General features: G+C 73.9%; 20 protein-coding genes. 9 read left to right on the top strand and 11 right to left on the bottom strand.

Annotated features, from left to right (window positions below; genetic code table 11):
* Position 1: 1 nt before the first annotated feature.
* The 7 genes from AC3RJ8_RS04850 to mtrA form a co-directional block, all read right to left on the bottom strand.
* Positions 2-1501: a potassium/proton antiporter gene (locus tag AC3RJ8_RS04850; RefSeq protein ID WP_489714808.1), complete on the bottom strand. Its 1500-nt coding sequence runs from the start codon at positions 1499-1501 to the stop codon at positions 2-4.
* A 64-nt stretch (positions 1502-1565) separates the two neighbouring features.
* Positions 1566-2831 (bottom strand): winged helix-turn-helix domain-containing protein, encoded by a 1266-nt coding sequence (locus tag AC3RJ8_RS04845; RefSeq protein WP_489714807.1) that lies wholly within the window; start codon positions 2829-2831, stop codon positions 1566-1568.
* A 207-nt stretch (positions 2832-3038) separates the two neighbouring features.
* Positions 3039-3698 (bottom strand): ribosome hibernation-promoting factor, HPF/YfiA family, encoded by a 660-nt coding sequence (gene hpf, locus AC3RJ8_RS04840; RefSeq protein WP_489714806.1) that lies wholly within the window; start codon positions 3696-3698, stop codon positions 3039-3041.
* A 181-nt stretch (positions 3699-3879) separates the two neighbouring features.
* Positions 3880-4650, bottom strand: coding sequence for a ComF family protein (locus AC3RJ8_RS04835; protein ID WP_489714805.1), 771 nt, complete (start codon positions 4648-4650; stop codon positions 3880-3882).
* A gap of 90 nt (positions 4651-4740) precedes the next feature.
* On the bottom strand, positions 4741-6465 hold the full coding sequence (locus AC3RJ8_RS04830; protein ID WP_489714804.1) for an LpqB family beta-propeller domain-containing protein: 1725 nt from the start codon (positions 6463-6465) through the stop codon (positions 4741-4743).
* The gene (gene mtrB, locus AC3RJ8_RS04825) at positions 6462-8165 is read right to left on the bottom strand and encodes an MtrAB system histidine kinase MtrB (RefSeq protein ID WP_489714803.1); all 1704 of its coding nucleotides are present in this window, start codon (positions 8163-8165) and stop codon (positions 6462-6464) included. The genes AC3RJ8_RS04830 and mtrB overlap by 4 nt, the downstream gene beginning before the upstream one ends.
* Entirely contained in the window at positions 8152-8832 is a 681-nt protein-coding gene (mtrA, locus tag AC3RJ8_RS04820; RefSeq protein WP_407317006.1) for an MtrAB system response regulator MtrA, read from the bottom strand. The genes mtrB and mtrA overlap by 14 nt, the downstream gene beginning before the upstream one ends.
* A gap of 117 nt (positions 8833-8949) precedes the next feature.
* On the opposite strand from mtrA, the gene AC3RJ8_RS04815 reads away from it, so the two are divergent.
* Genes AC3RJ8_RS04815 through AC3RJ8_RS04795 form a run of 5 tightly spaced genes read left to right on the top strand, consistent with a single transcriptional unit; the run spans position 8950 to position 14554 of the window.
* A complete protein-coding gene (locus AC3RJ8_RS04815) occupies positions 8950-10158 on the top strand; it encodes a glycerophosphoryl diester phosphodiesterase membrane domain-containing protein (protein ID WP_489714802.1) in 1209 nt (402 codons plus the stop codon).
* Positions 10155-10826, top strand: coding sequence for a DUF4129 domain-containing protein (locus tag AC3RJ8_RS04810; protein WP_489714801.1), 672 nt, complete (start codon positions 10155-10157; stop codon positions 10824-10826). Before AC3RJ8_RS04815 ends, AC3RJ8_RS04810 begins: the two co-directional genes overlap by 4 nt.
* A complete protein-coding gene (locus AC3RJ8_RS04805) occupies positions 10823-12037 on the top strand; it encodes a DUF4350 domain-containing protein (protein WP_489714800.1) in 1215 nt (404 codons plus the stop codon). The genes AC3RJ8_RS04810 and AC3RJ8_RS04805 overlap by 4 nt, the downstream gene beginning before the upstream one ends.
* Positions 12034-13179, top strand: coding sequence for an AAA family ATPase (locus tag AC3RJ8_RS04800; protein WP_489714799.1), 1146 nt, complete (start codon positions 12034-12036; stop codon positions 13177-13179). Before AC3RJ8_RS04805 ends, AC3RJ8_RS04800 begins: the two co-directional genes overlap by 4 nt.
* A 1-nt stretch (position 13180) precedes the next feature.
* Entirely contained in the window at positions 13181-14554 is a 1374-nt protein-coding gene (locus AC3RJ8_RS04795) for a DUF58 domain-containing protein (RefSeq protein ID WP_489714798.1), read from the top strand.
* A 66-nt stretch (positions 14555-14620) separates the two neighbouring features.
* Here the strand turns inward: AC3RJ8_RS04795 and AC3RJ8_RS04790 are convergent, their stop codons facing one another.
* Both AC3RJ8_RS04790 and AC3RJ8_RS04785 read right to left on the bottom strand, forming a co-directional pair.
* Positions 14621-15103, bottom strand: coding sequence for a hypothetical protein (locus tag AC3RJ8_RS04790; RefSeq protein ID WP_489714797.1), 483 nt, complete (start codon positions 15101-15103; stop codon positions 14621-14623).
* 480 nt (positions 15104-15583) lie between these two features.
* Positions 15584-16573, bottom strand: a complete 990-nt coding sequence (locus tag AC3RJ8_RS04785; protein ID WP_489714796.1) for a stage II sporulation protein M — start codon at positions 16571-16573, stop codon at positions 15584-15586.
* A 76-nt stretch (positions 16574-16649) separates the two neighbouring features.
* On the opposite strand from AC3RJ8_RS04785, the gene AC3RJ8_RS04780 reads away from it, so the two are divergent.
* The 4 genes from AC3RJ8_RS04780 (at position 16650) to AC3RJ8_RS04765 (ending at position 19820) form a co-directional block, all read left to right on the top strand.
* Positions 16650-17471, top strand: coding sequence for an RDD family protein (locus AC3RJ8_RS04780; protein ID WP_489714795.1), 822 nt, complete (start codon positions 16650-16652; stop codon positions 17469-17471).
* A 99-nt stretch (positions 17472-17570) separates the two neighbouring features.
* A complete protein-coding gene (locus AC3RJ8_RS04775; RefSeq protein ID WP_489714794.1) occupies positions 17571-18728 on the top strand; it encodes an AAA family ATPase in 1158 nt (385 codons plus the stop codon).
* Positions 18725-19324 (top strand): hypothetical protein, encoded by a 600-nt coding sequence (locus tag AC3RJ8_RS04770; protein ID WP_489714793.1) that lies wholly within the window; start codon positions 18725-18727, stop codon positions 19322-19324. The genes AC3RJ8_RS04775 and AC3RJ8_RS04770 overlap by 4 nt, the downstream gene beginning before the upstream one ends.
* Before the next feature lie 73 nt (positions 19325-19397).
* A complete protein-coding gene (locus AC3RJ8_RS04765; protein WP_489714792.1) occupies positions 19398-19820 on the top strand; it encodes a hypothetical protein in 423 nt (140 codons plus the stop codon).
* A 51-nt stretch (positions 19821-19871) separates the two neighbouring features.
* Here the strand turns inward: AC3RJ8_RS04765 and AC3RJ8_RS04760 are convergent, their stop codons facing one another.
* A complete protein-coding gene (locus AC3RJ8_RS04760) occupies positions 19872-21143 on the bottom strand; it encodes an acyltransferase family protein (protein ID WP_489714791.1) in 1272 nt (423 codons plus the stop codon).
* Between the two features lie 135 nt (positions 21144-21278).
* Positions 21279-21944, bottom strand: a complete 666-nt coding sequence (locus AC3RJ8_RS04755; protein ID WP_489715576.1) for a response regulator transcription factor — start codon at positions 21942-21944, stop codon at positions 21279-21281.
* Positions 21945-21948 lie beyond the last annotated feature (4 nt).

Raw genomic sequence — 21948 nt, 5'->3', positions numbered from 1 at the left:
GTCAGCCACCCTTCTTGCGGTCGTCCGACGTGCCGGCGCCCACCGGCTCGCCCCGGGCCCACGCGGTGACCTGGCGGGCGGCGTCGGGGCGGCGGGGGACGACCAGCAGCAGCACGTCCCCGGCCCGGAGCTCGACCGGGTCGTGCGGCAGGAGCGTCTCCTGGTCGCGCACGACGGCGGTGATCCGCCCGCACGGTGGTTCGACGTCCATCACGCGACACCCGACGAGCGCCAGGTCGGGCCGGACAGGGATCTCAAACAGCTCCGTGGCGGTGCCCGCGAGCGGCCGGCCCGAGGCGACGGGGTCCAGGTCGTGCGCGGCGGCGGCGATACCGAGGAACCGGGCGACGCTGCGGATGCTGACACCCTGGACGGCCGCGGAGGCCAGCACCACGAAGAACACGACGTTGAAGATGAGGGCACCCTCCGGGTACCCGGCCACCGCGGGGAAGGTCGCCAGCACGATCGGTACCGCTCCACGCAGCCCGACCCACGAGACGAAGGCGATCTCCCGCCACGTGTACCCGAACCACACCAGGCACAACCCGACGGCGAGCGGGCGGGCGACGAGCACGAGCACCACCGCCACGAGCACCGCCGTCCCTGCCACCGGCGGCAGCTGGGACGGGAAGACGAGCATGCCGAGCAGGAGGAAGAGCCCCACCTCCGCCGTGTTGGACAGCCCTTCGTGGAAGGTGCGGATCTCGCGACGGTGCAGCGTCACCCTGGCGCCGACCACCAGGCCGGCGAGGTACACGGCCAGGAACCCCGAGCCGCCGACGAGGGCCGCCGCGCCGTAGGCCAGCCCGGCGACGCCCAGCGCCAGCACGGGGTACACCCCCGTCGGCCCGAGCGCGGCCCGGGACAGCGTCCAGCTCCCGGCCAGCCCGACGACGGCGCCCGCCACGATGCCCCCGACGACCTGCGTCACGCCGAACACGACCCAGTCGACCGGTTCCGGCGTGCCCGTGAAGGTCGCGACCAGACCGACGGTGAGCATGATCGCGACCGGGTCGTTCGCGCCCGACTCGACCTCGAGCAGCGCGGACATCCGCCGCGGCAGGGGCGAACGCCGCAGCACGGCGAACACGGCGGCGGCGTCGGTCGAGGAGACCACCGCGCCGATGAGCATGGCGGTCAGCGGGTCGAGACCGAGCAGCCACCATCCGGCGAGCGCGACGACCGCGGCGGTGACGACGACACCCGCGGTCGCCAGGACGAGCGCCGGCCCGGCGGCCCGGCGCACGTCACCGGGCTTGGTCGTCAACCCGCCCTCGAAGAGGATCAGCAGCAGGGCGACGGTGCCGAGCGTCTGGGCCAGCTCCACGTCGGACAGCCGGACGAGGCCGAGGCCGTCGTCGGCGACGAGCATCCCCAGCACCAGGAACAGCAGCAGGCCGGGGATCCGGACCTTCCCGGCGAAACCGGCCGCGAGGATCGCTGCGACGAGCAGCGCGCCGGCGGCGAGGATCCAGACGTCCGCGGGAAGGCCTGCTGTCATCCGAACTCCTCCACACGCGCGCCGACCGGGTAGGCAGTCTATCGGCGTGGCGGCCCGGGGGCGTTCAGCCGCCTGCTGCCGACACCGCCGCTCCGCGCCCGGCGTGCTGCGCGGGGACCTCCATCGCCAGGGCGTCGGCGAGGTCGCCGACAGGTGCGACCTCCACCTCGTCCAGACCGAGCCAGGACGCCAGGAGCCACAGCTCGCCCGCCAGCGCGCCGGGGGTCGCGGCGTCGGCGTGCGGCGTCCGGTGCGCTGCGACCACGCGCAGGACGCCGGCCGCCCGGTCCGCCTTGAGGTCGACCATCGCGGTGATGGCGTCGCCCTGCAGGTACGGGAGCACGTAGTAGCCGAGCCGCCGCCGGGGCGCCGGGACGTAGATCTCGATGCGGTAGAACACGTCGAACAGCGCCTCCAGCCGGCGCCGCTCCCACACGAGCGGGTCGAACGGGCTGAGCAGCGCACCGCCGGTGGCCCGCCGCGGCACGACGGCGTCGCGGTGCCGGTACGTCGGGTCGTCCCAGCCGTCGACCGCGACAGGGACGAGGACCCCGGCGTCGACCAGCTCGCCCAGCGCCTGCTGCGCCCGCGGCCCGCGCAGCCGGAAGTAGTCCCGGAAGCAGCGCGCCGTGCCGATGCCGTGCGCCCGGGCACCGAGCTCGAGGAGCCGGCGGACGGCATCCTGGTCGGACACGGCGGGCAGGTCGCGCACGGCGGGCGGAAGCACGCGCTCGGGCAGGTCGTAGCACCGCTCGAACGCGCCGTTGCGCCGGGCCGACATCACCTCGCCGGTGAAGAACAGGTACTCGAGGCAGCGTTTCGCCGTGGTCCAGTTCCACCCCCACTCGAGACGTGAGCGCGGTGCGGTCCGCCCGACGCGCTCGAGCTCGTCGTGGATCCGGCTGGCCGTCACCGGCCCCTGCTCGGCCACGAGCGCGCGCACGAGGTCGAGCTCGTGCGGGTGCGCCTGCGGCACGGCGGAGATGGAGCCCCACGCCTCGCGCTCGTGGGCACGACGGCGCCAGGCGAGCAGCGGGTACGTCGAGGTGGGGACGTAGGAGGCGACGTGCGCCCAGGTCTCGACCAGCCGCCGTGGCGCGCGCCCCGCGGCCCGGTCCAGCAGCCCCGTGTCGTACGGTCCGAGCCGCGAGAAGAGAGGCACCAGGTGCGCACGGGCCAGCACGTTCACCGAGTCGATCTGCAGCAGGTTGAGCTGCTCCACGGTGGCGGTGACCCGCCGCATCGTGACGGGACCTGGCCGCCGCGGGCGGTCCAGCCCCTGCGCGCGCAGCGCGACGCGACGGGCCTCGGCGATCGACAACGACTCCATGACCGCATCCTGCCCGCCCCCACCGACACGCCTGCCCCGCTCCCCCCACCCAGTGCCTGCCGGATGCTGGCCGAACAGTCGTGTCGAGGGCGAGGGAGGGCCTCCCGCCGTACGGTCGTCATCCCCGATGTGGAGGGCGCGCAGCGCCCGTGAACGCGACCGTGCGGCGGGAGGCCCTTCCTCGTCCGGGCCGGACCGGGCCGGACCTCAGCCCAGCTCGGTCACCGGCGCGACCCCGCTGCACGTCGCGTCCAGCTCGATGACGCCGTACGACCAGCCCCGGCGGCGGTACACGGCGGCCGGACGGGCCGACTCCTTGTCGATGAAGAGGAAGAAGTCGTGGCCGACCAGCTCCATGTGCTCCACGGCCTCGTCGGCCGTCATGGGCTCACCCCGGTGGAGCTTCTGCCGGATCACGACGGGCGAGTCGCCGAGCTGGTACTCGACGGCGTCACCGGGCGTCGAGAGCGACGCCGGCTCCACCTCGGGCTCCGGCTGGTCCGCCTGGACCTCGTCGTAGGGGCGCACGTCCACGGGCGGCATGACGTCCGCGCCACGACGCCGGTGGTCCTTGCGGCGGTCCCGGGAGCGGCGCAACCGCTCGTTGAGCTTGTCGATCGCGAGGTCGAGGGCTGCGAAGCGGTCGTCTGCGGCCGCCTCCGCCCGGATCACGGGTCCCTTGTCCCGGACGGTCAGCTCCACCCGCTCGCTCATGTCGCTGAGCCGGGGGTTCTTCTCGTGCGTGACCTCGACGTCCACGCGGCGCGCGTTCGGCGCGAGCTGCGAGACCTTGGCGAGCTTGTCCTCCACGTGGTCACGGAACCGGTCCGTGACCTCGGTGTGCCTGCCGACGACGGCGATCTCCATCGTGTTGCTCCACTTCGTCGTGGGCCACCCTCGCTGCATCTCTCGGGGCGGCCCGTCGTGAGGTCTGGGCACCGCGGTGGGTGCCGGTCGGGGCACCACCTCCCGGTCGCCGGACGTCGTCCGGCCCGCTCGTGAGATGCGACGAACCGTCCGCTGCCGCGGGCTGCTCGCCGTCGGGTTCTCACACTAACCCCAACGTGTCGGCCGGGTGAACCGCAGACGTCGAACCGGTGTGAGGAGATTCCGTGACAGTGTCCGGCGGCGGCGTCGCGGCCAGCACCGAGGCGCCGAGGACCACGGCCCCGGCGTCGGTCAGGGCCTGCTCCGCCGCCGCGAGCGTCGCGCCCGTGGTGAGCACGTCGTCGACGAGCAGGCACGGGGTGCCGGGGCCCAGGGCGTGCCGGCGGACCGCCAGGGACGCGGCGAGGTTGCGGCCCCGGGCCCGCACACCGAGACCGACCTGGTCGCGGGTGATCCGCCGTCGCCGCAGGGCGGGCACGACGTCGGCACGCACCGACCGGGCGCGGAGCCCGTCCGCGAGCGCCCGCGCCAGCACGCCGACGGGGTCCCGTCCGCGACGCAGCCGGGCACCCGGGGCCGAGGGCGCCGGTACGACGACCACCCGTGCCCGCCCGGCCGCCGTCCGGACCGCCGGGGCCACGACGGTGCCCGCACGACGCAGTGCGGCGGCGAGCAGCCCGTCGAGGTCGGCACGCTCGCGGTCCTTCCACGCCACGACGACGTCGCGCACCGGGCCGGCGTAGTCACCGACCGCCCACACGGGCAGGGGTCCACCCGCCTCCAGGCGGTCCAGCCGCGGTGCGCCGAGCTCGACGCGGCACACCGGACCGCCGGCGGTCGCGGCGGCGCACGCGGGGCAGCAACGCACGTCGTACGCACCACAGCCCGGGCAGGAGACGGGGACGACGAGGCGGGCGAGTCGGACGAGCATCCCGCCAGGCTGCCGGACGCCGCCCGTGCCGCGGCGGCTGTCGCTGCGGCGCCTGTGGACGGCCCTCGCGGTGGAAGGGGTCAGGGACGGTCAGCCCGGGTAGGCCACCGCGACGACGTCGCTCGCGATGGCCGGCCACAGGGCGGCACTCTGCCGGACCCGGAGCGTCCCGTCGTCGTCGAGGACGAGCGTCGGGCTCGCCCCCACGCCGGTGGCCACCACCGTCGGCGGCTCGGTCGTCGGCAGCGGACGCGTCAGCCCGTCGTTGGAGCCGGCCAGCCCGCCGACACCCGCGACGAACAGGGTCCGGGACACGCCCGGGGGGGCGGACAGCAGGGTGAGCGTCGACTCCTCGGACCAGTCGACGGCCACGACGTCGTCGACCGGGCCCCCGACGCGCACGGGCGTCGACAGGCCGGTCGGGACGTCCTCGGCGTCGCGCTCGATCCCCGCGGACCAGACCTCCGCACCGTCGGGGCCGTCCGTGACGACCGCGACCCGCGCACCCTCCGGGGAGACCCGCAACGACCGCACCGGCAGCCCGGTCAGCCACTCGGCCTCGACCGGGGCCACGCCCCCGGTGGGCAGGACGACCCGCAGCCCACCGCCCGTCGCGGTCCAGACCATGTCGAACCGGTCGACCGACGGCGCCGCGAGCGACCTGCCGACGAGCACCTCGACCGGCCCTTCCTCCGTGAGCCGCAGCAGCCGGTCGGAGCCGTCACGCACCACGATCGTCCCGTCGTCGGGGCCGACGCCGACCGCGGTCACGTCGAGCCCCGACGTGTCCACCGGCTCGTCGAGGTCGGTCAGCTCCCGTCCGACCACGCGTCGCAGCACCTGCCCGTCGGCGGTGTCCTGGACGGCGACGGCGTCCCCCACCGTGACCGGTCGCGAGGGCGCGTCCGCGACGGTGGGAGCGAGCGGCGACGTCCCCTCCGAGAGCACCACGGTGCGGCCGTCGCCCTCGCGCAGCGTCGCCTCGAGCTGGGCCACCAGCAGCGCGCGGTCCTCGGTGGGCGCCTCGGTGATCGCCGAGGTCAGGCTCACGTCGATCGTGCCGTCGTTCGAGACGGTCACGGCATCGATCGCCAGCGTCGCCCCCTCGGGGACGACGGAGATCGCCGACTGCGACAGGTTCTCGGGCGGCCCGGCGAGGACCGCCTGCGTCGCCGCGGTGCGCCACGACTGCTTGGGATACCAGCGCACCGCCGGCACCCACCACTGACGGTCGGACGTCGGGTAGTACAGGGGCGTGCGGTGGAACCCGTCCGTGAGGAACTCGGCCAGCACGAGCAACCCGTCGTCGAGCCCGCTGATGCGCCACTGCCCGTCGGTGCCCCGGGCCAGCTCGAACTCCACGTCCACGACGCTGGGCCCGGGCAGCTCGGTGTAGACGCCGGACTCGTCGAGCGACGCGACCACGGTCGCCTCGCCGCGCACCGACGTCGTGGCCGACGCGTCGTCGTACTCCTCGACCGTCCACTGGGGGTACTCGGAGAGCATCAGGACCTGCGTGTACGGGTCCCACGACGCACGGGCGACCGGTGTCGTGTACTCGCGGGCGATGTCGAAGGTCTGCGACGACGCCGGGCCGAGCTGCGCCGCGCTGACGAACCCCTGCACGATCTGCTGCGGGTCGGCGTCCACGGCGGGGCCCTGGACGTCGAAGGCGATCGGCTGCGCGTCGTCGACCTCGGCGGAGCCCTCCATCACGCCACCCGTCGTCGGGATGCTCGCGCACGCCGCGACGGACGCCACGAGCACGCCGGCGCACGCGACGGACAGGGCGCGGCGAGCGTTCGGCCGGCTCATCGGGACTCCTCCTCGGGCGGCAGGTCGGGGATGGCGGTCGGCGTGGGGCCCGTCGGCGGGTTGACGACCGGCACCTGCCCGGTGGGGACGTGCTGGCCCCCGGCTCGCGGCGGCCCGTCGACGGGCAGCGGCGGGCGCCCGATCTCGATGCCGGCCCGGCGCGGCAGCGTGAGCCGGAAGCTCGCCCCGTGGCCGATCCGTCCCCACACGTCCAGGCGGCCACCGTGCAGGCGGGCGTCCTCCTGCGAGATGGCCAGGCCGAGGCCCGTCCCGCCCGTGGTGCGGGCGCGCGCCGGATCACCTCGCCAGAACCGGTCGAAGACCCGGTTGAGCTGGTCGGGCGAGAGCCCGACACCGTGGTCGCGGACCACCACCGCGACCGCCTCGGCGTCCTGGCCGACCGTCACCTCGACCGGCTTGCCCTCCGCGTGCTCGATCGCGTTGACCACGAGGTTGCGCAGGATCCGCTCGACGCGGCGCGGGTCGATGTCCGCCGTCGTGCGGTCCTCCGGCATGTCGACGGACAGGAACACGGAGCGGCGCTCGGCGAGCGGTGCGCACGTGTCGACGACGGCGGTCACCACGCCGCGCACGTCGCGGTGCTCGACGTCGAGCACGGCCGCCCCGGCGTCGAACCTGCTGATCTCCAGCAGGTCGGTCAGGAGCTCCTCGAACCGGTCGAGCTGGGTCTGCAGCAGCTCCGCGGAGCGCCGGGCGGACGGGTCGAGGTCCTCGCGCGCGCCGTGGATGACCTCGCCCGCCATGCGGATCGTCGTCAGGGGCGTCCGCAGCTCGTGCGACACGTCGGAGACGAACCGCCGCTGAGCGGCCGAGAGATCCTCCATCCGGGCGATCTGCTCCTCGAGGTTGTCGGCCATCTCGTTGAAGGTCCGGGCCAGGGTCGCCATCTCGTCGTAGCCGCGCGACCCGGGCACCCGGACGTCCAGGTGCCCCTCGCCGAGACGGGCCGCCGCCGTGGCGGCGCGGCGCACCGGGGCGACCGTCTGACGCGTGACGGTCCACGTGAGCAGCCCGATCATCGCCAGGATGGCGACCGCACCGATCGCCAGGGTGCGTTGCACGAACCGCAGCGTCTCCTGCTCCGGGGCGAGCGAGTACAACGAGTACAGCTCGAACGTCCCGGCCGACGGCAGCTCCACGGTGGCGCCGACCACCACGCCCGGCTCCGCCATCCCGGTCCCGGAGGCGTCGGCCGGGATCGGCACCGACTGCAGCACCTGGTCCGTCGTCGCGAGCGTGGCGGTCCGCATCTCGGGCGTGACGACGTCGGTGACGGCCAGGCCCTGACGCGAGGAGGGGTCGGCGAGCGGGAGCCGCAGGTCCGGCGCCTGCCGCAGGAAGTAGTCCTGGGCGCTGGACCCGCCCGCGCTCAACGACAGGATCTGGTCACGCAGGAGCGCCTGCTGCTCGCCGGTCTGGGTCGCGGGGGAGCTGCCCAGGCGCGATCGGACCTCCTGGATCACTGCGGCGTTCTCGCGCTCGATCTGGTCCACGCGCTGGTCGAACAGCCCGTCGCGGATCGAGTACGACAGGTACAGGCCGAGGACGGCCACGGCCAGCACCCCGAGGGCGACCGCCGAGGTGACCACCCGCACCTGCATCGAGGAGCGCCACCGGTGCACGAGCGACCGGGCGCTGCGGCCCAGCGCACCGACGGCGCGCCGGTCAGCGCGCGGCACCGGCCTTGTAACCCACCCCACGCACCGTCTGGACGACCTCGGGGTTCTCCGGGTCGTTCTCGATCTTGGAGCGCAGCCGTTGGACGTGGACGTTCACCAGGCGCGTGTCGGCGCTGTGGCGGTACCCCCAGACCTTCTCCAGGAGCACCTCGCGCGTGAACACCTGCCAGGGCTTGCGGGCCAGCTCGACCAGGAGGTCGAACTCCAGCGGCGTGAGGCTGATGCGCTCGCCGTCCCGCGTGACGGTGTGCCCGGTGACGTCGATGTCGACGTCACCGATCTTCAGGCGCTCGGGTCCGGGCTCGTCGGACCGGCGCAGCCGGGCACGCACGCGGGCGACGAGCTCCTTCGGCTTGAAGGGCTTGGTGACGTAGTCGTCCGCACCGGACTCCAGCCCGAGCACGACGTCGACCGTGTCGGTCTTCGCCGTGAGCATGATGATCGGCACCCCGGACTCGGCCCGGATCTCGCGGGCGATCTCGATTCCGTCCTTCCCGGGGAGCATGAGGTCGAGCAGGACGAGGTCGGGCTGGGTCGACCGGAACATGCCGATGGCGGCATCGCCGTCGGAGCAGAAGCTCAGCTCGAGGCCTTCGGACTCCAGGACGATGCCGATCATCTCGGCGAGGGCAGTGTCGTCGTCGACCACCAGGACGCGGGACTTCATGGCCATAGTCTGCCAGTGTCCATGACCATTCGTCCGAGACGCGCCCGCACGGGCCCGGAGCCTATAGGGTCGTGGCGGTCACGTCCCCGCCCCGTTCGCCGTGCCCCAGGAGGCAGCATGAGCACGCCCGACCAGCCGACGCCGCCCTCCGGCTGGGGAGACGCCCCGCGGCCGCCAGCGTACGGGCAGTACGGGCCTGGCCAGTACGGCTCCGGACAGTACGGCGGCGGGCAGCAGCCGGGCCGGTACGGCCCCGCCCGACCCTCCCCCGGGCCGCAGCCGCCCCACCCCTACGGCCCGACGGCGACCAAGCCCGGCGTCGTCCCGCTGCGCCCGCTGTCCCTCGGCGAGATCTTCGACGGCGCGTTCAGCGCCGTCCGGCACAACCCGGCGGTCATGCTCGGGCTCGTGTCGATCGTGGTGGCCGCCGCCACGCTGCTCGCCGCGCTGCTCGCGCAGTTCGCGGTCCCGGCGCTGACGAGCCTGTTCGCCGAGCCGTTCAGCGGCGAGGCCACCGTCGACGGGTTCACGGCGGCGGACCTCGACTGGTTCGCCCAGCTCATGGCCATCTCCGGCGCCCTGTCGCTGACGCTGCTCATCGCACAGCCCGTCACCGAGGGGTTCATCACCGTCTCGGTGAGCCAGTCCGTCATCGGCCGCAAGCTGACCGTGGGCGAGGTCTGGCGCAAGGTGCGCCCCCGCCTCGCCGTCCTCATCGGCTGGATGCTGCTGCGGTCCATGGTCGTCGGTACGGCCCTCACCGTCGCGACGATCGGGCTCGTGCTGCTCGTGACCGCCGTCGCCGTCGCGACCGAGTCGGTGGCCCTCACGATCGTCCTCGGGCTGCTGTGCCTCGCCGTGGTCGTGGCGCTGGCCGGCTGGCTGTGGGTGCGGCTCATGCTGGTCGCCCCGGCGCTGGTGCTGGAGGGCAGCGGCCTGGGCCGGACGATCGCCCGCGCCTGGCGACTCACCCGCGGCGCGTTCTGGCGGGTCCTCGGGACCGTGCTGCTCGCGAGCATCATCGCGAGCGTCGCCGGCCAGGTCGTCGCCTACCCGCTCAGTCTGCTAGGCGTGTTCGTCGACGGGGGCGACGTCGGCTGGGGGCTCATCGTGGCGTCGGTCGCGGCGTCCGTCATCGCGAGCATCGTCTACCTCGTCTTCGTCTCGAGCGTCGTCGCCCTGGTCTACACCGACGTGCGGATGCGCGGCGAGGGCCTCGACGTCCAGCTCGCCGCGGCCGCCGAGCGGGCGGCGAACCAGCCTCCCGACGGGGCCGCCGGCATGCCGGGGTCCCAGCCGCCGCCCGGGGGCAGCCCGCAGTGGTGAGCGTCGTGGCGACGGGCCGTGCGCTCCTGCACGCCACCGAGGTGCCCGTGGTGCCGGACCGCGAGACGGCACGCGACTGGCTGGTCGAGGAGCTCGCGAAGCCCGAGTACGCCCAGGACCCCTCACTCCTGATGCGGCTGCTCGAGTGGATCCTGGACCTCTTCTCCGGGATCGGCACCGTCGACGTCAGCCCGTGGCGGCTCGCCGTCGTCGTCGCGGTCGTGCTGGTGGCGGTCGTGGCGGTCGCGTACTTCGTGGCGGGCCCCGCCCGGCTGCGGCGCCACGCCGCCCGCAGCTCCGCCGTCCTGCACGAGGACGACGCCCGCACCGCCGACCAGATGCGCGCCGCGGCCGACCAGGCCGCCGCCCGCCAGGACTGGACCCTCGCCGTGCTCGAACGCTTCCGCGCCGTGGTGCGCGGGCTGGAGGAGCGTGTGGTGCTCGACGAACGTCCCGGGCGGACCGCACGGGAGGCCGCGGCCGCCGCGAGCGCCCGGCTGCCCGACCTCGGCAGCGCGCTGCACGACGCAGCCGAGCGGTTCGACGGCGTCTGCTACGGCCACCTACCCGCCGGCCCGGACGACGACGCGGCGATGCGCACGCTCGACGCCCGGGCGACGGCGACCCGGCCCACCCCGACCACGACCGTCGCGGAGGTGGCACCGTGAGCGCACCCACGGCGTCCCCGACGGGCTCCTGGACGTCGGCACCGGTCACGGGTGACGGGACCACCGTCGGCTCGCGGAGCCGACGGCGGTGGCGTGCCGTGCGCTGGGTGGTCTGGGGGATGGCCGCCCTGCTCCTGGCCGTTCTGGTCCTCGCCGTCATGCGCCCCCCGGGGTCGGTCGTGGCCTACGACCCGGAGAACTCCCGGCCCGACGGGTCCCGGGCGCTCGCCCAGGTCCTCGGGCGGCAGGGCGTCCAGGTCGAGCACGTCACGCGGGTCGCCGACGCCGTGGACGCCGCCGACGCCGGGGCGACGCTCCTCGTCACGCCCGCGCCGTTCCTCCTGCCGGAGCAGGTCGACGCGCTCGCCTCGGCCGAGGCCGACGTCGTGCTCGCAGGTGCCGACGACGGGCTGCTGCGGGCGGTGACCGGGGACCAGGTCCAGCGCACGCGGTGGCACGAGGGGCCGGCTTTCCCGGTCGAGCCCGGCTGCGACGTCCCTGCCGCCGTCGCCGCCGGCCCGTCGGACCTGCAGCCCGGCCTCGAGGCGGTCGGCCCCGCGGTGACCACGTGCTGGGCGGACGGTCAGGGCGCGTCGGTGCTCGCCGCGCTCGAGCGGGACGGCCGCTCCGTGGTCGCCGTGGACGACCCGGCCCTGCTGCGCAACGACGCGGTGCTCACCGAGGGCAACGCGGCGCTCGCGCTGCACCTCCTCGGCGCTCACGAGCGGCTGGTCTGGCTGGTGCCGGACCCCGCCGACTCCACGGTCGAGAGCTCCGCGCCCGATCCGGCGCCCACCAGCGTGCTCCCGGACTGGTTCGACACGGTGCTGTGGTGGGCCGTCCTGGTCGCCCTCGTCGCCATCTTCTGGCGCGGTCGTCGTCTGGGCGGGCTCGTCGCCGAGCGGCTCCCCGTCGTGGTGCCGTCCGCCGAGTCCACCCGCGGCCGCGCCCGGCTGTACCGCCGGGCACGCTCGCGCGGGCACGCCGCGGCAGGTCTGCGGGCCTCGACCGCGCAGACCGTCGCCCTGCGCCTCGGCCTGGCGCGCTCCGCGCACCCCGACGCCGTGGTGGACGCCGTCGTGCGCGCCACGGGACGCGACCCCCGCGAGGTCGCCGACCTGATCTACGGACCACCACCCGCCGACGACGCCGCGCTCAGCGAGCTCGCCCGCCGGCTCGACACCCTGGAGAGCGAGGTTCACCGACCGTGACCCCATCCGACGAGAACCAGCAGACGCCGTCCGTCCCCGGCCCGCCGCCACCGGGCGACGCGCCGGCAGCGCCCGCCACGCACACCGCGGCGGCGCAGCAGGTCTCCCCGGCCGACGGGCCGGCCGCACAGGTCGAGGCGCCCGCTGCACCGGCCGAGGCACCGGCTGCTCCCCCGGAGCCGCCGCAGCCCTCGCTGGAGCTGCGCCGCGCGCTGGCCGGCGTGCGCACCGAGGTGGGCAAGGCCGTGGTCGGCCAGGACTCGGCCGTGACGAGCCTGCTCATCGCGCTGCTGTGCTCGGGCCACGTGCTGCTCGAGGGCGTGCCCGGGGTGGCGAAGACCCTCCTGGTCCGCTCGCTCGCCGCCTCGCTCGACCTCGACTTCAAGCGCGTCCAGTTCACGCCGGACCTCATGCCGGGTGACGTGACCGGCTCTCTGGTCTACGACGCCCGCAGCGCGGAGTTCTCCTTCCGCCAGGGCCCGGTGTTCACCAACCTGCTGCTCGCCGACGAGATCAACCGCACGCCCCCGAAGACCCAGGCCTCGCTCCTGGAGTCGATGGAGGAGCGTCAGGTGTCCGTGGACGGCGACCCGCGCCCGTTGCCGGAGCCGTTCGTCGTCATCGCCACCCAGAACCCGGTGGAGCACGAAGGCACCTACCCGTTGCCGGAGGCTCAGCTCGACCGGTTCCTGCTCAAGGTGCTGCTGCCGCTGCCCGAGCGGGACGCCGAGGTCGAGGTGCTCGCCCGGCACGCCGGCGGGTTCGACCCCCGCGACCTGGGCGCGGCCGGGGTGCGCGCCGTCGCCGACGCGGACGTGCTCGCCGCGGCGCGGGCCGAGGTCCGCCAGGTGGAGGTCTCCGGCGAGGTCCTCGGCTACGCCGTCGACGTGTGCCGGGCGACCCGCCAGTCGCCGTCGCTGCAGCTCGGCGTCTCGCCCCGTGGCGCGACGGCCCTGCTCGCGGCGGCCCGGGCGTGGGCCTGGCTGTCGGGGCGCATGTACGTCACCCCGGACGACGTCAAGGCGCTCGCCCACCCGACGCTGCGCCACCGCGTCCAGCTCCGCCCCGAGGCGGAGCTCGAGGGCGTGACGGCCGAGTCCGTGCTCGGCACCGTCCTGGCCGCCGTCCCGGTCCCCCGCTGAGATGGCGCTGTCCTGGCGCGCCGTCGTGCTGGCGGCGCTCGGTCTGGTGCCGGTCGCGATCTGGCCGGTGCCCGGCACGGTGCTGCTCTGGGCCGTGGTGGTCGTGATCGTCTGCCTGGTCGACGCGGCCCTGGCGGTCTCGCCGCGGCAGGTCACCCTGCAACGGACGGTCCCCACCTCGGTCCGCCTGGGCACCCCGACGACGTCCCGGCTCGTCCTGACCAACACGGCCCGACGGCGGTTGCGTGCGCTGGTGCGGGACGCCTGGCCGCCGTCGCTGGCCACGGCCCGGGACGACGACGGAGGGCTGCGCCCGCACACCGACGCCGCGGAGCCCACTCGGACGGCACGGCACCGGGTGGACCTGCCCACCGGCGAGTCGGTGCGGCTGAGCACTCCCCTGCTGCCCACCCGGCGCGGCGACCGGGCCGCCGGTCCGGTGACGATCAGGACCCTGGGCCCGCTCCGGGTGGCCGGCCTGCAGGCCTCGATCGCCGTAGGCGGCCGGATCCGGGTGCTGCCTGAGTTCGCCTCGCGGCGTCACCTGCCGAGCCGTCTGGCGCGCCTGCGCGAGATGGACGGGCGCGCCTCGGTGCAGGTGCGCGGCGAGGGGACCGAGTTCGACTCGCTGCGGGAGTACGTGGTGGGCGACGACGTCCGCTCGATCGACTGGCGGGCCACCGCCCGCGGCGGCGACGTGGTCGTACGCACGTGGCGTCCCGAACGGGACCGCCGGGTGGTCGTCGTGCTGGACACCGGCCGGACGTCGGCGGCGCGGATCGGCACGTCGTCGCAGGGGTCGGTGAACAACGGCGGGACCCGGCTGGAGGCGAGCGTCGAGGCGGCCCTGCTGCTGACGGCGCTGGCCGACCGGGCGGGCGACCGCGTCCAGGTGCTCGCCTACGACCGGACGCTGCGGGCGCGGGTCGCGGGGGCGTCGGGGCCGCGGCTGCTGCCCGCCCTGGCCGACGCGCTCTCCGCCGTCGAGCCGGTGCTGCTGGAGACGGACTGGACGGGACTGGTGGGCCAGGTGCGGGCCCGGGTCTCGCAGCGCGCGCTCGTGGTGCTGCTGACCTCGCTCGACCCGGCCGTCGTGGAGACGGGGCTGCTGCCCGTGGTCGACCAGCTCGCCGCCCAGCACCAGGTCGTGGTCGCGGCGGTCACCGACGCCGAGGTGGCGCGGATGCGGTCCGGCCGCGCGGACGTCGACGAGGTCTACGACGCCGCCGCGGCGGTGCGGGGGGACCTCGAGCGCTCCGCCGTGGCGGCCGTCCTGCGCCAGCACGGTGCCGAGGTGCTCGAGGCCCTGCCGGACGACCTCGCGCCGCGCCTGGCGGACACCTACCTGGCGCTCAAGGCCGCCGGCCGCCTCTAGGTGTTGCGAGTCATGACGCTGGGCCGGGGATGAGGAAGGGTGATCCGGGGCTCCTCCACCTGCCGGTCAGCACCGGAGCGCTGCAAGGCGTCGGCGGTGTGCCGTCACACCGGCTGCACCAGCCGCGACCAGCAGCACCGAGAGCGCGACGAGGAGCGTAACGCCGTCGGCACCGGTCCGCGCCAGCGAGGGCGGCGCAGACGTGAAGGCATCCTGCTCCGGGCCCTGCTCGTGCGCGCTCGAGATCGGCTCGTCGGCCGCGTCCTCAGCGGGTGGCTCCTCGGCGTCGTCAGGGCCCTCGGCAGGTGGGGCCTCCGGACCTGGTGCGTCGGTTGGAACGCACTCGTCCGCCTCGGCCTGTGTCATGTCACGGATGCGGGACTCCTCGATGGAGACCGGCTCGCTGTAGCCGTTGTCCGGCAGCTGCCCACCAGCGGGGGTCGACACCGCGTCGGCGGTGATGCTCGGGTCGAAGGTGAGGCCCTGGACGGTATCGATGACGTAGGTGGCGTCGGTCAGGGCGACCTCGGTTGCCGCATAGAGCCGCATTGTCCTCGTCGCTCCCTCGCCCCACGCCTCAGCATCTGCCCCCCCCAGCCGTCGGCGTTGACCTCGCCCATCTCGTCGCCGACCGTCTCTTGATGCGCTCGGTGATGTCACCGACGTAGACGGTCCACAGCGTCTGGCCGAGGAACTCAGCTGTGCAGTCCTCGGGTTCCGGGGTCGGCTGCGGCAGACTCGGGCGGTCGACGATCTCGCACTGCCGAGTGTTGCCACTGCAGCAAGAGATCGCTTTCTCACGGTCGTCCCCTTCGTTGTCGGACGAATCGCCTGCCGCGGTGAGCAGCACAGTGATCCGACGTTCCCTCGAGGCCTGCCGGTTGGGTATTCCCTGCTGCCAGGTCGGGCCAGGTTGGCCCGGGGCGCCCACACCTCACGGACACCCACCCATCAAGACTCTGAAGGTGGGCGTTCATGACGCCGCGAGCGAGGCCCTTTCCTCGAAGCGGGCTCCGATGGACGTCGGATCTAGCCGGCAGTGGGCAGGACGGCGCCCGCGCGGTCGGCGTCGAGGTCCCCGGTCTCCCCGGCCCGCACCGCACGGCGGCCGAGCACCAGGCAGTACGTGAGGAACGCGGCCAGGGCCAGCGCCCCGATGAGGATCTTGAGCCACCACGGCAGGCCGGAGCCGGTGACGAAGCCCTCGACCAGGCCGGACAGCGCCAGCGCCCCGACGAGTCCGACGCCCACCGTGACGAGCGCGCGCCCCTCGGCCGCGAGCGCCGTCGAGCGGGGTCGCGGGCCCGGGTCGACCCACGCCCAGAACAGCCGCAGCCCGGCCGCCCCGGCGACGAAGATGCTGGTCAGCTCGAGGAGCCCGTGCGGTGTGATGAGCTGCAGGAAGAGCGTCAGCTCGCCGTGCGCCGCCATCATCCCGCCGATCGAGCCGACGCTCACGGCGTTCTGCAGCAGCACGTACACCGGCCAGATCCCCGTGACGCCGAAGGCCACCATCTGCAGGGCGATCCACGCGTTGTTCGTCCACACCATCGCGGCGAACGACGTGCCGGGGTCGTAGTAGGAGGCGAACGCCTCGTCGACATACTGTTCCTGCTGCGACGGCGACATGAGGGCGGCGAGCGCGTCGGGGTCGGTCGCGACCTGCACGCCGGCGACCAGGGCGACCAGCAGGAAGCCGACGGTCACCCAGAAGCTCCACCACCGGATCCGGTAGAGGGCTGCGGGCACGCTGACCGTGGCGTACCGCACGACCTCCGACCAGGCGGGTTCGTGGGCACCGGCGATCCGGGTGCGCGCCCGGCTCAGGAGCTCGGACAGGCGGGTGACCAGGACGGGGTCGGGGGCCGCGGACCGCACGGTCGACAGGTGGGTCGCGACGGCCTGGTAGAGCCGCACGAGCTCGTCCGCCTCGGCGCCGTCGAGCCGGCGCTGCTTCGCGAGACGGGCGAGGCGGTCCCACTCCGGGCGGTGCACGGCGGTGAAGGCATCCAGGTCCACGACCGCTACCCTGCCACAGGAGACGATGTCGCGACGACGGCGTCTTCCCCAGTCCGACCGAGGAGACGGAGGCACGGTGCAGGACGGAATCCTCATCGGCGAGGGCGTGGTCCTCGACGCCCGCCCGGCGTCGTTCGCGACGCGTGCGGGAGGCGCGCTGCTGGACGCGCTGGCGACGGTGGTGCTGTTCGGCGTCACGGCGAGCGTCGTGCTGGGCACCACCATCGACCGGCTGAACGAGCAGTGGGGCAACACGCTGGCGGTCGTGCTCCTGGTGACGTTCCTCGTCGCCCTGCCGGTCGCCGTGGAGACGCTGACCCGCGGACGGTCGCTGGGCAAGCTGGCGACGGGGTTGCGGGTGGTGCGCGACGACGGCGGCCCGGTGCGTCTGCGGCACGCGTTCGTGCGGGCGCTGGTGGGGGTGTTCGAGCTGTGGTTCACCTTCGGGGCGGTCGCGATGATCACGTCGCTCGCCAACGCCCGCGGCAAGCGGCTCGGTGACCTCCTCGCGGGCACCTACGCGGTGCGGGTGCGAGGCGCGCGGGGCTGGGAGCGGCCGCTGGTGATGGCTCCGGACCTGGCGGGATGGGCGCACACCGCGGACATCCGCCGGCTGCCGGACGGGCTGGCGCTGCGGGCGCGGCAGGTGCTCGACCGGGCGGCCCGGCTCGCGCCGTCCTCGCGTGCGCAGCTCACGGACGAGCTCGCTGGCCAGGTGGAGGCCTACGTGGCCCCCGGGCCCCCGCCCGGGACCCCCGCCGAGGCGTTCCTGCACGCCGTCCTGCACGAGCGGCGGGACCGCGAGCTGGTCCGCGGCCGCGCGGAGCGGGAGCGCGCGGCGCAGCAGGCCGAGGTGCTGCACCGGCTGCCGTACGCGATCACGGACCCGCGCGACTGAACGCAACGCCTTCCAGCGTCCCGATCGACCCGCCAGGCGGCCAGTAGCCTGGCACCACCGACCGCACCGGAGCCGGGGATCACCCAAGGAGTATCGACCGTGCAGATTACCCGCGTCACCGCGCACAACTGGCGCAACTTCAAGACGGTGGACTTCGAGTTCGGCGACCGTGTGTTCATCGTCGGGCCGAATGCTTCCGGGAAGTCGAACCTCCTCGATATCTTCCGGTTCCTCGGCGACATCGCATCGGCCGGGAACGGGCTCGCGGCAGCAATCTCCAGCCGTGGTGGCCTGAGCAAGGTGCGGAGCCTCTTCGCCAGAAACCACCACCAGGGGCAGATCGTCGTCGACGTCCGTCTTGAGGACGGTACCGACCAGTGGCGCTACCGGCTCGCCATCAAGGGTGAGGCAGGTGGGCGGAACCGCCCCGTTGTGGCAGAAGAACTCGTCGAGCACAACGGCGTCGAGATCCTGCGCCGTCCCGACACCGACGACTCCAACGACCGCGAGCGACTGACCCAGACCCATCTCGAGCAGATTGCCGCGAACCAGAGTTTCCGTCCGGTCGCCGAACACTTCGCGAAGGTCCGCTACTTCCACCTCGTCCCGCAGGTCATCCGCAACCCGGGGCGGGTCGCCCAGGTAGAGAACGACCCGTTCGGTGCCGACTTCATCGCACAGATGAACGCGACACCTCTGCGGACACGCAACGCCTGGATCAAGCGGATGGAGTCGGCGCTGCAGGCGGCCGTGCCGTACTTCGAGTCGCTGAGCCTCGAACAGGATCACACCGGACGCCCCCACCTGATCGCCGGGTACCGAAACTGGCGCAAGAACCCGGCGCGGCAGAGCGAGCACGAATTCTCCGATGGCACCCTCCGGCTGATCGGACTGCTGTGGACCATCGTGAGCACGCCGGCACACGGTGGTGTGCTCCTGCTGGAAGAGCCTGAGCTCTCCCTCAACGCTGCAATCGTCCGAACGCTCCCTCATCTCCTCGCCGCGGCCCAACGAGATCCAGGTATGCAGATCGCCCTGGCCACACACGCTCCCGAGATCCTCGACGACGAAGGTGTGCGGCCCGACGAAGTCCTCGTGCTGCGTGTGACGGACGACGGCAGCACTGCTCAGCTCCTGTCCAGCATCCCCGAGGCAGCGGGAGAGGTCGCGGCCGGGCTGCCGGCGTCTGAGACCGTTGGTGATCTCATCGCGCCCGGCGACCTCGGCGGGCTCGTCGCGGCGGGCCGTCGGCGGTGACCGTCGTCAACATTGCGGTCGAGGGCGATTCGGACGTCGAGCTCGCGAAGCAAGTAGTGCGGGCCGCCGGCCACATTCCCGGGACGGTTCGGCCCGCGCGCGGCACCGGTCGCCTTGACCCGAAGATCGCCAAGTACCACGCGGCGTCACGCTGGCAGCCTTGGGTCGTCCTGCGCGACACGGACGGCGAGTGCCCGGTCCGGCTCCGCGAGAGGCTCCTTGCAGGAACGGCATCTCTCGACGGGCTGCTCCCGACGTTTCGGCTTCGCTTCGCCCGGACGATGTCGGAGGCGTGGCTGCTCGCCGACTCCTCCGGGTTCGCCGAGTACTTCCGAGTCCGGCCGGGCCAGGTTCCCCAGGACCCTGAGAGTCTTCCGCACGCCAAGCGAACACTGCTGGATCTGTGTGCAGGATCCCGATCAGCGACCATCCGCGACGAAGTCGTCAGCGAAGGACCGCGCCCTGGACCGCTCTACGTCTATCATCTCAATAGCTTCGCGGCTGACCGCTGGGACATCGACGCCGCCCTCTACCGCTCAGACAGCCTCCGGCGCGCTGTCGAACGGATCCGCACCATCTCGGACACTCCAACTTGACGTAGTCGCTTTTCATCGTCTCGACCACCAGACGACCTGTGGTGTTCCTTGGAGCAACCTCTAAGATGGCTGTATGCGAAACCACCTTTCCCGGACCACCGCTCTGGCTGCTGCCGGCGTGCTCACCCTCTCGCTGACGGCCTGCGGCGGCTCGGACGAGAGCGCGCAGGCGTTCTGCGACTCCTTCAGCTCGATGGACGAGCTGACGACGGACCTGCAGAACGTCGACCCGAGCGACCCGGAGGCCGCGGTCGCCTCGCTCGAGGAGCTGGCGACCGAGGTCGAGTCGGTCGAGGCCCCGGAGGAGATCGCCGACTCGTACGCGGTCATCACCTCCGCCTTCCGCACCTTCACGGACACGGCCTCCGAGGCGCTGTCCGACATCGAGAACGCCGACCCGACGGCCCTCACCGAGGCCATGGGCGAGTTCTCCAGCGAGGAGTTCACCACGGCGAACGCCGAGATCAACGAGTACACCTCGGAGAACTGCTCCTGACCGACCCCCTCGACGCCCCGCCCGGTCCGGACCGGGCGGGGCGTCGGTGTCTCACCGGCGGGACGCCTCCCGCGCCCCGGTGACGCCGGCCCGCCGGCTCCCGGCGCCACGACCCCCGGCGCCACGACTCCCGGCGCCACGGCTCCCGGCCCGCGACGACTCGAACCGTCCGCACAGCGCGACCAGACCGGCCAGCACGAGCAGGTAGGCGCCGAACCACACCGGCCGACCCGCCCACCAGTCCGTCGACCACGCCTCGGGCAGCCCCCGGCCCAGCCCGAGGAGCACCGTGCCCACGACGACGAACATCGCCGTCAGGTGCCACAGGTACACGGTCATGGAGCGCCTCGCCATCGCGCCGACGACCGGACGGGCCCCGGCCGCCCACCCGACCAGCACCGGGCGCGCCGCGAGTGCCAGGCACACCATGGCGACGGCGTGCAGCACGACGGGCGCGGTGGGCGGAGCCAGGTTGGAGATCTGGGCCCCCGGCATCCCGACGAGGCTCGCGGGGTAGGGCCCGACGGCGACCAGCAGCGCCGCACCCGCCAGCGCCGCCAGCGCTGCGCCCACCAGGACGCGGGCGCGTGGACCCGTCCGCCGGCCGTCGCGCCGGTCGGTCGCGTACGCCGCGCCGGCGCCGAACGGCACGGCCCACGCCAGGACCACCGTGGTCCAGGCCGCGCCGTCCAGGCCGGCGCCGAACCGCAGGGCGTCCACCCCCAGCGGCAGGGCGACGACGACCGCCGCGGCCGCCCACCGCCATCGGCGCCAGGCCAGGACCAGCAGCGGAGCGCACGCCAGGAGCACGAGCCACACGCCGAGGAACCACAACGGCTGCGGCACCATCCGTACCAGGCGCCACACCGCGCCGTCGGGCACCCCCGCGGCCAGCAGCACCAGGGCCGCCGCCGTCCAGGCGACCAGCAGGACGGCGACGGGCCGTGCCGCACCGCGCGCGCTGCCCGCCACGCCCCGCCACCACCCGGCCACGCCCGACGGCACGCCTCGGTAGGCGGCGGCCGCGCCCGCCGCGAAGAAGAGCAGCGGCAACGGCTGGAGCCAGGTGAGGGTCCAGCCTGCCCCGTGGGCCAGGGCGTTGCCGATGCGCAGCGTCGTCCCGTCCCAGGAGGCGTCCGCCATCAACCAGTGGAGCGCCACGACCGCCATGACCCCCAGGGCCCGGACGACGTCGACGAACCGGTCGCGGTCGGTCGGGACGGGTGCCGGCGCCGACGGCGGTGCCGCGGGCTGGTCGAGCAGCGCCACCGCCGCCGGTACGAGTGGTGGCGCGCTGTGCACCGGTGTGGTCGTCGAGGGCATGTCAGGCTCCGCGGTCAAGGGGTCGAGAGGACCCCTTCAGCCTGCTGACCTGCGAGGACGATCACCATGGGTGGTTCCCCCGGTCTGGGGGCCGCGAACCCCCGGACTTTCCCGGGGGACACCCCTCCTGCCGGGCTACTCGGGCACGCCGAGGTGCCGCAGCACGGCGAGGACCCGGCGGTGGTCCGCCGCGTCCTGCGGGAGGTCGAGCTTGGTGAAGATCGACGCGACGTTCTTCTCGACCGCCCCGTACGACAGGAAGAGCAGGTCGGCGATCGCACCGTTGGAGCGGCCCTGCGCCATGAGGCCGAGCACCTCGCGCTCGCGGGACGAGAGCCGGGAGAGCCCGTCGTCGCCGTGCGAGGCCCCCATGAGCTGGGAGACCACCTCGGGATCGAGGACCGTCTGGCCGTCGGCGATCCGCACGAGGGCGTCCAGGAAGTCGCCGACGTCGGCCACGCGGTCCTTGAGGAGGTAGCCGACCCCGCGCGAGCTGCCGGCCAGCAGCCGCCCGGCGTACCGGGTCTCCACGTACTGGCTGAACAGCAGCACACCGAGGTCCGGGTGGGCCGCGCGGAGCGCCAGCGCGGACCGCAATCCCTCGTCGGTGAAGGTGGGCGGCATGCGGATGTCGACGACGACGACGTCCGGCGGCTCACCGGCGGAGTACCCCAGCGCGACCTCCTGCTCCAGCGAGACGCCGTCGGCCACGGCCGCGACGACGGTGTGACCGCGCCGTTCGACGAGGGCGGCCAGGCCGTCGCGCAGGACGGCGGAGTCCTCCGCGATCGCCACGCGCAGGGTG

The organism is Isoptericola sp. MSGPD8_1_ISO-PGPR-S23-394, assembly GCF_058072785.1.
This window is presented reverse-complemented; position numbering and strand designations above follow the sequence as displayed.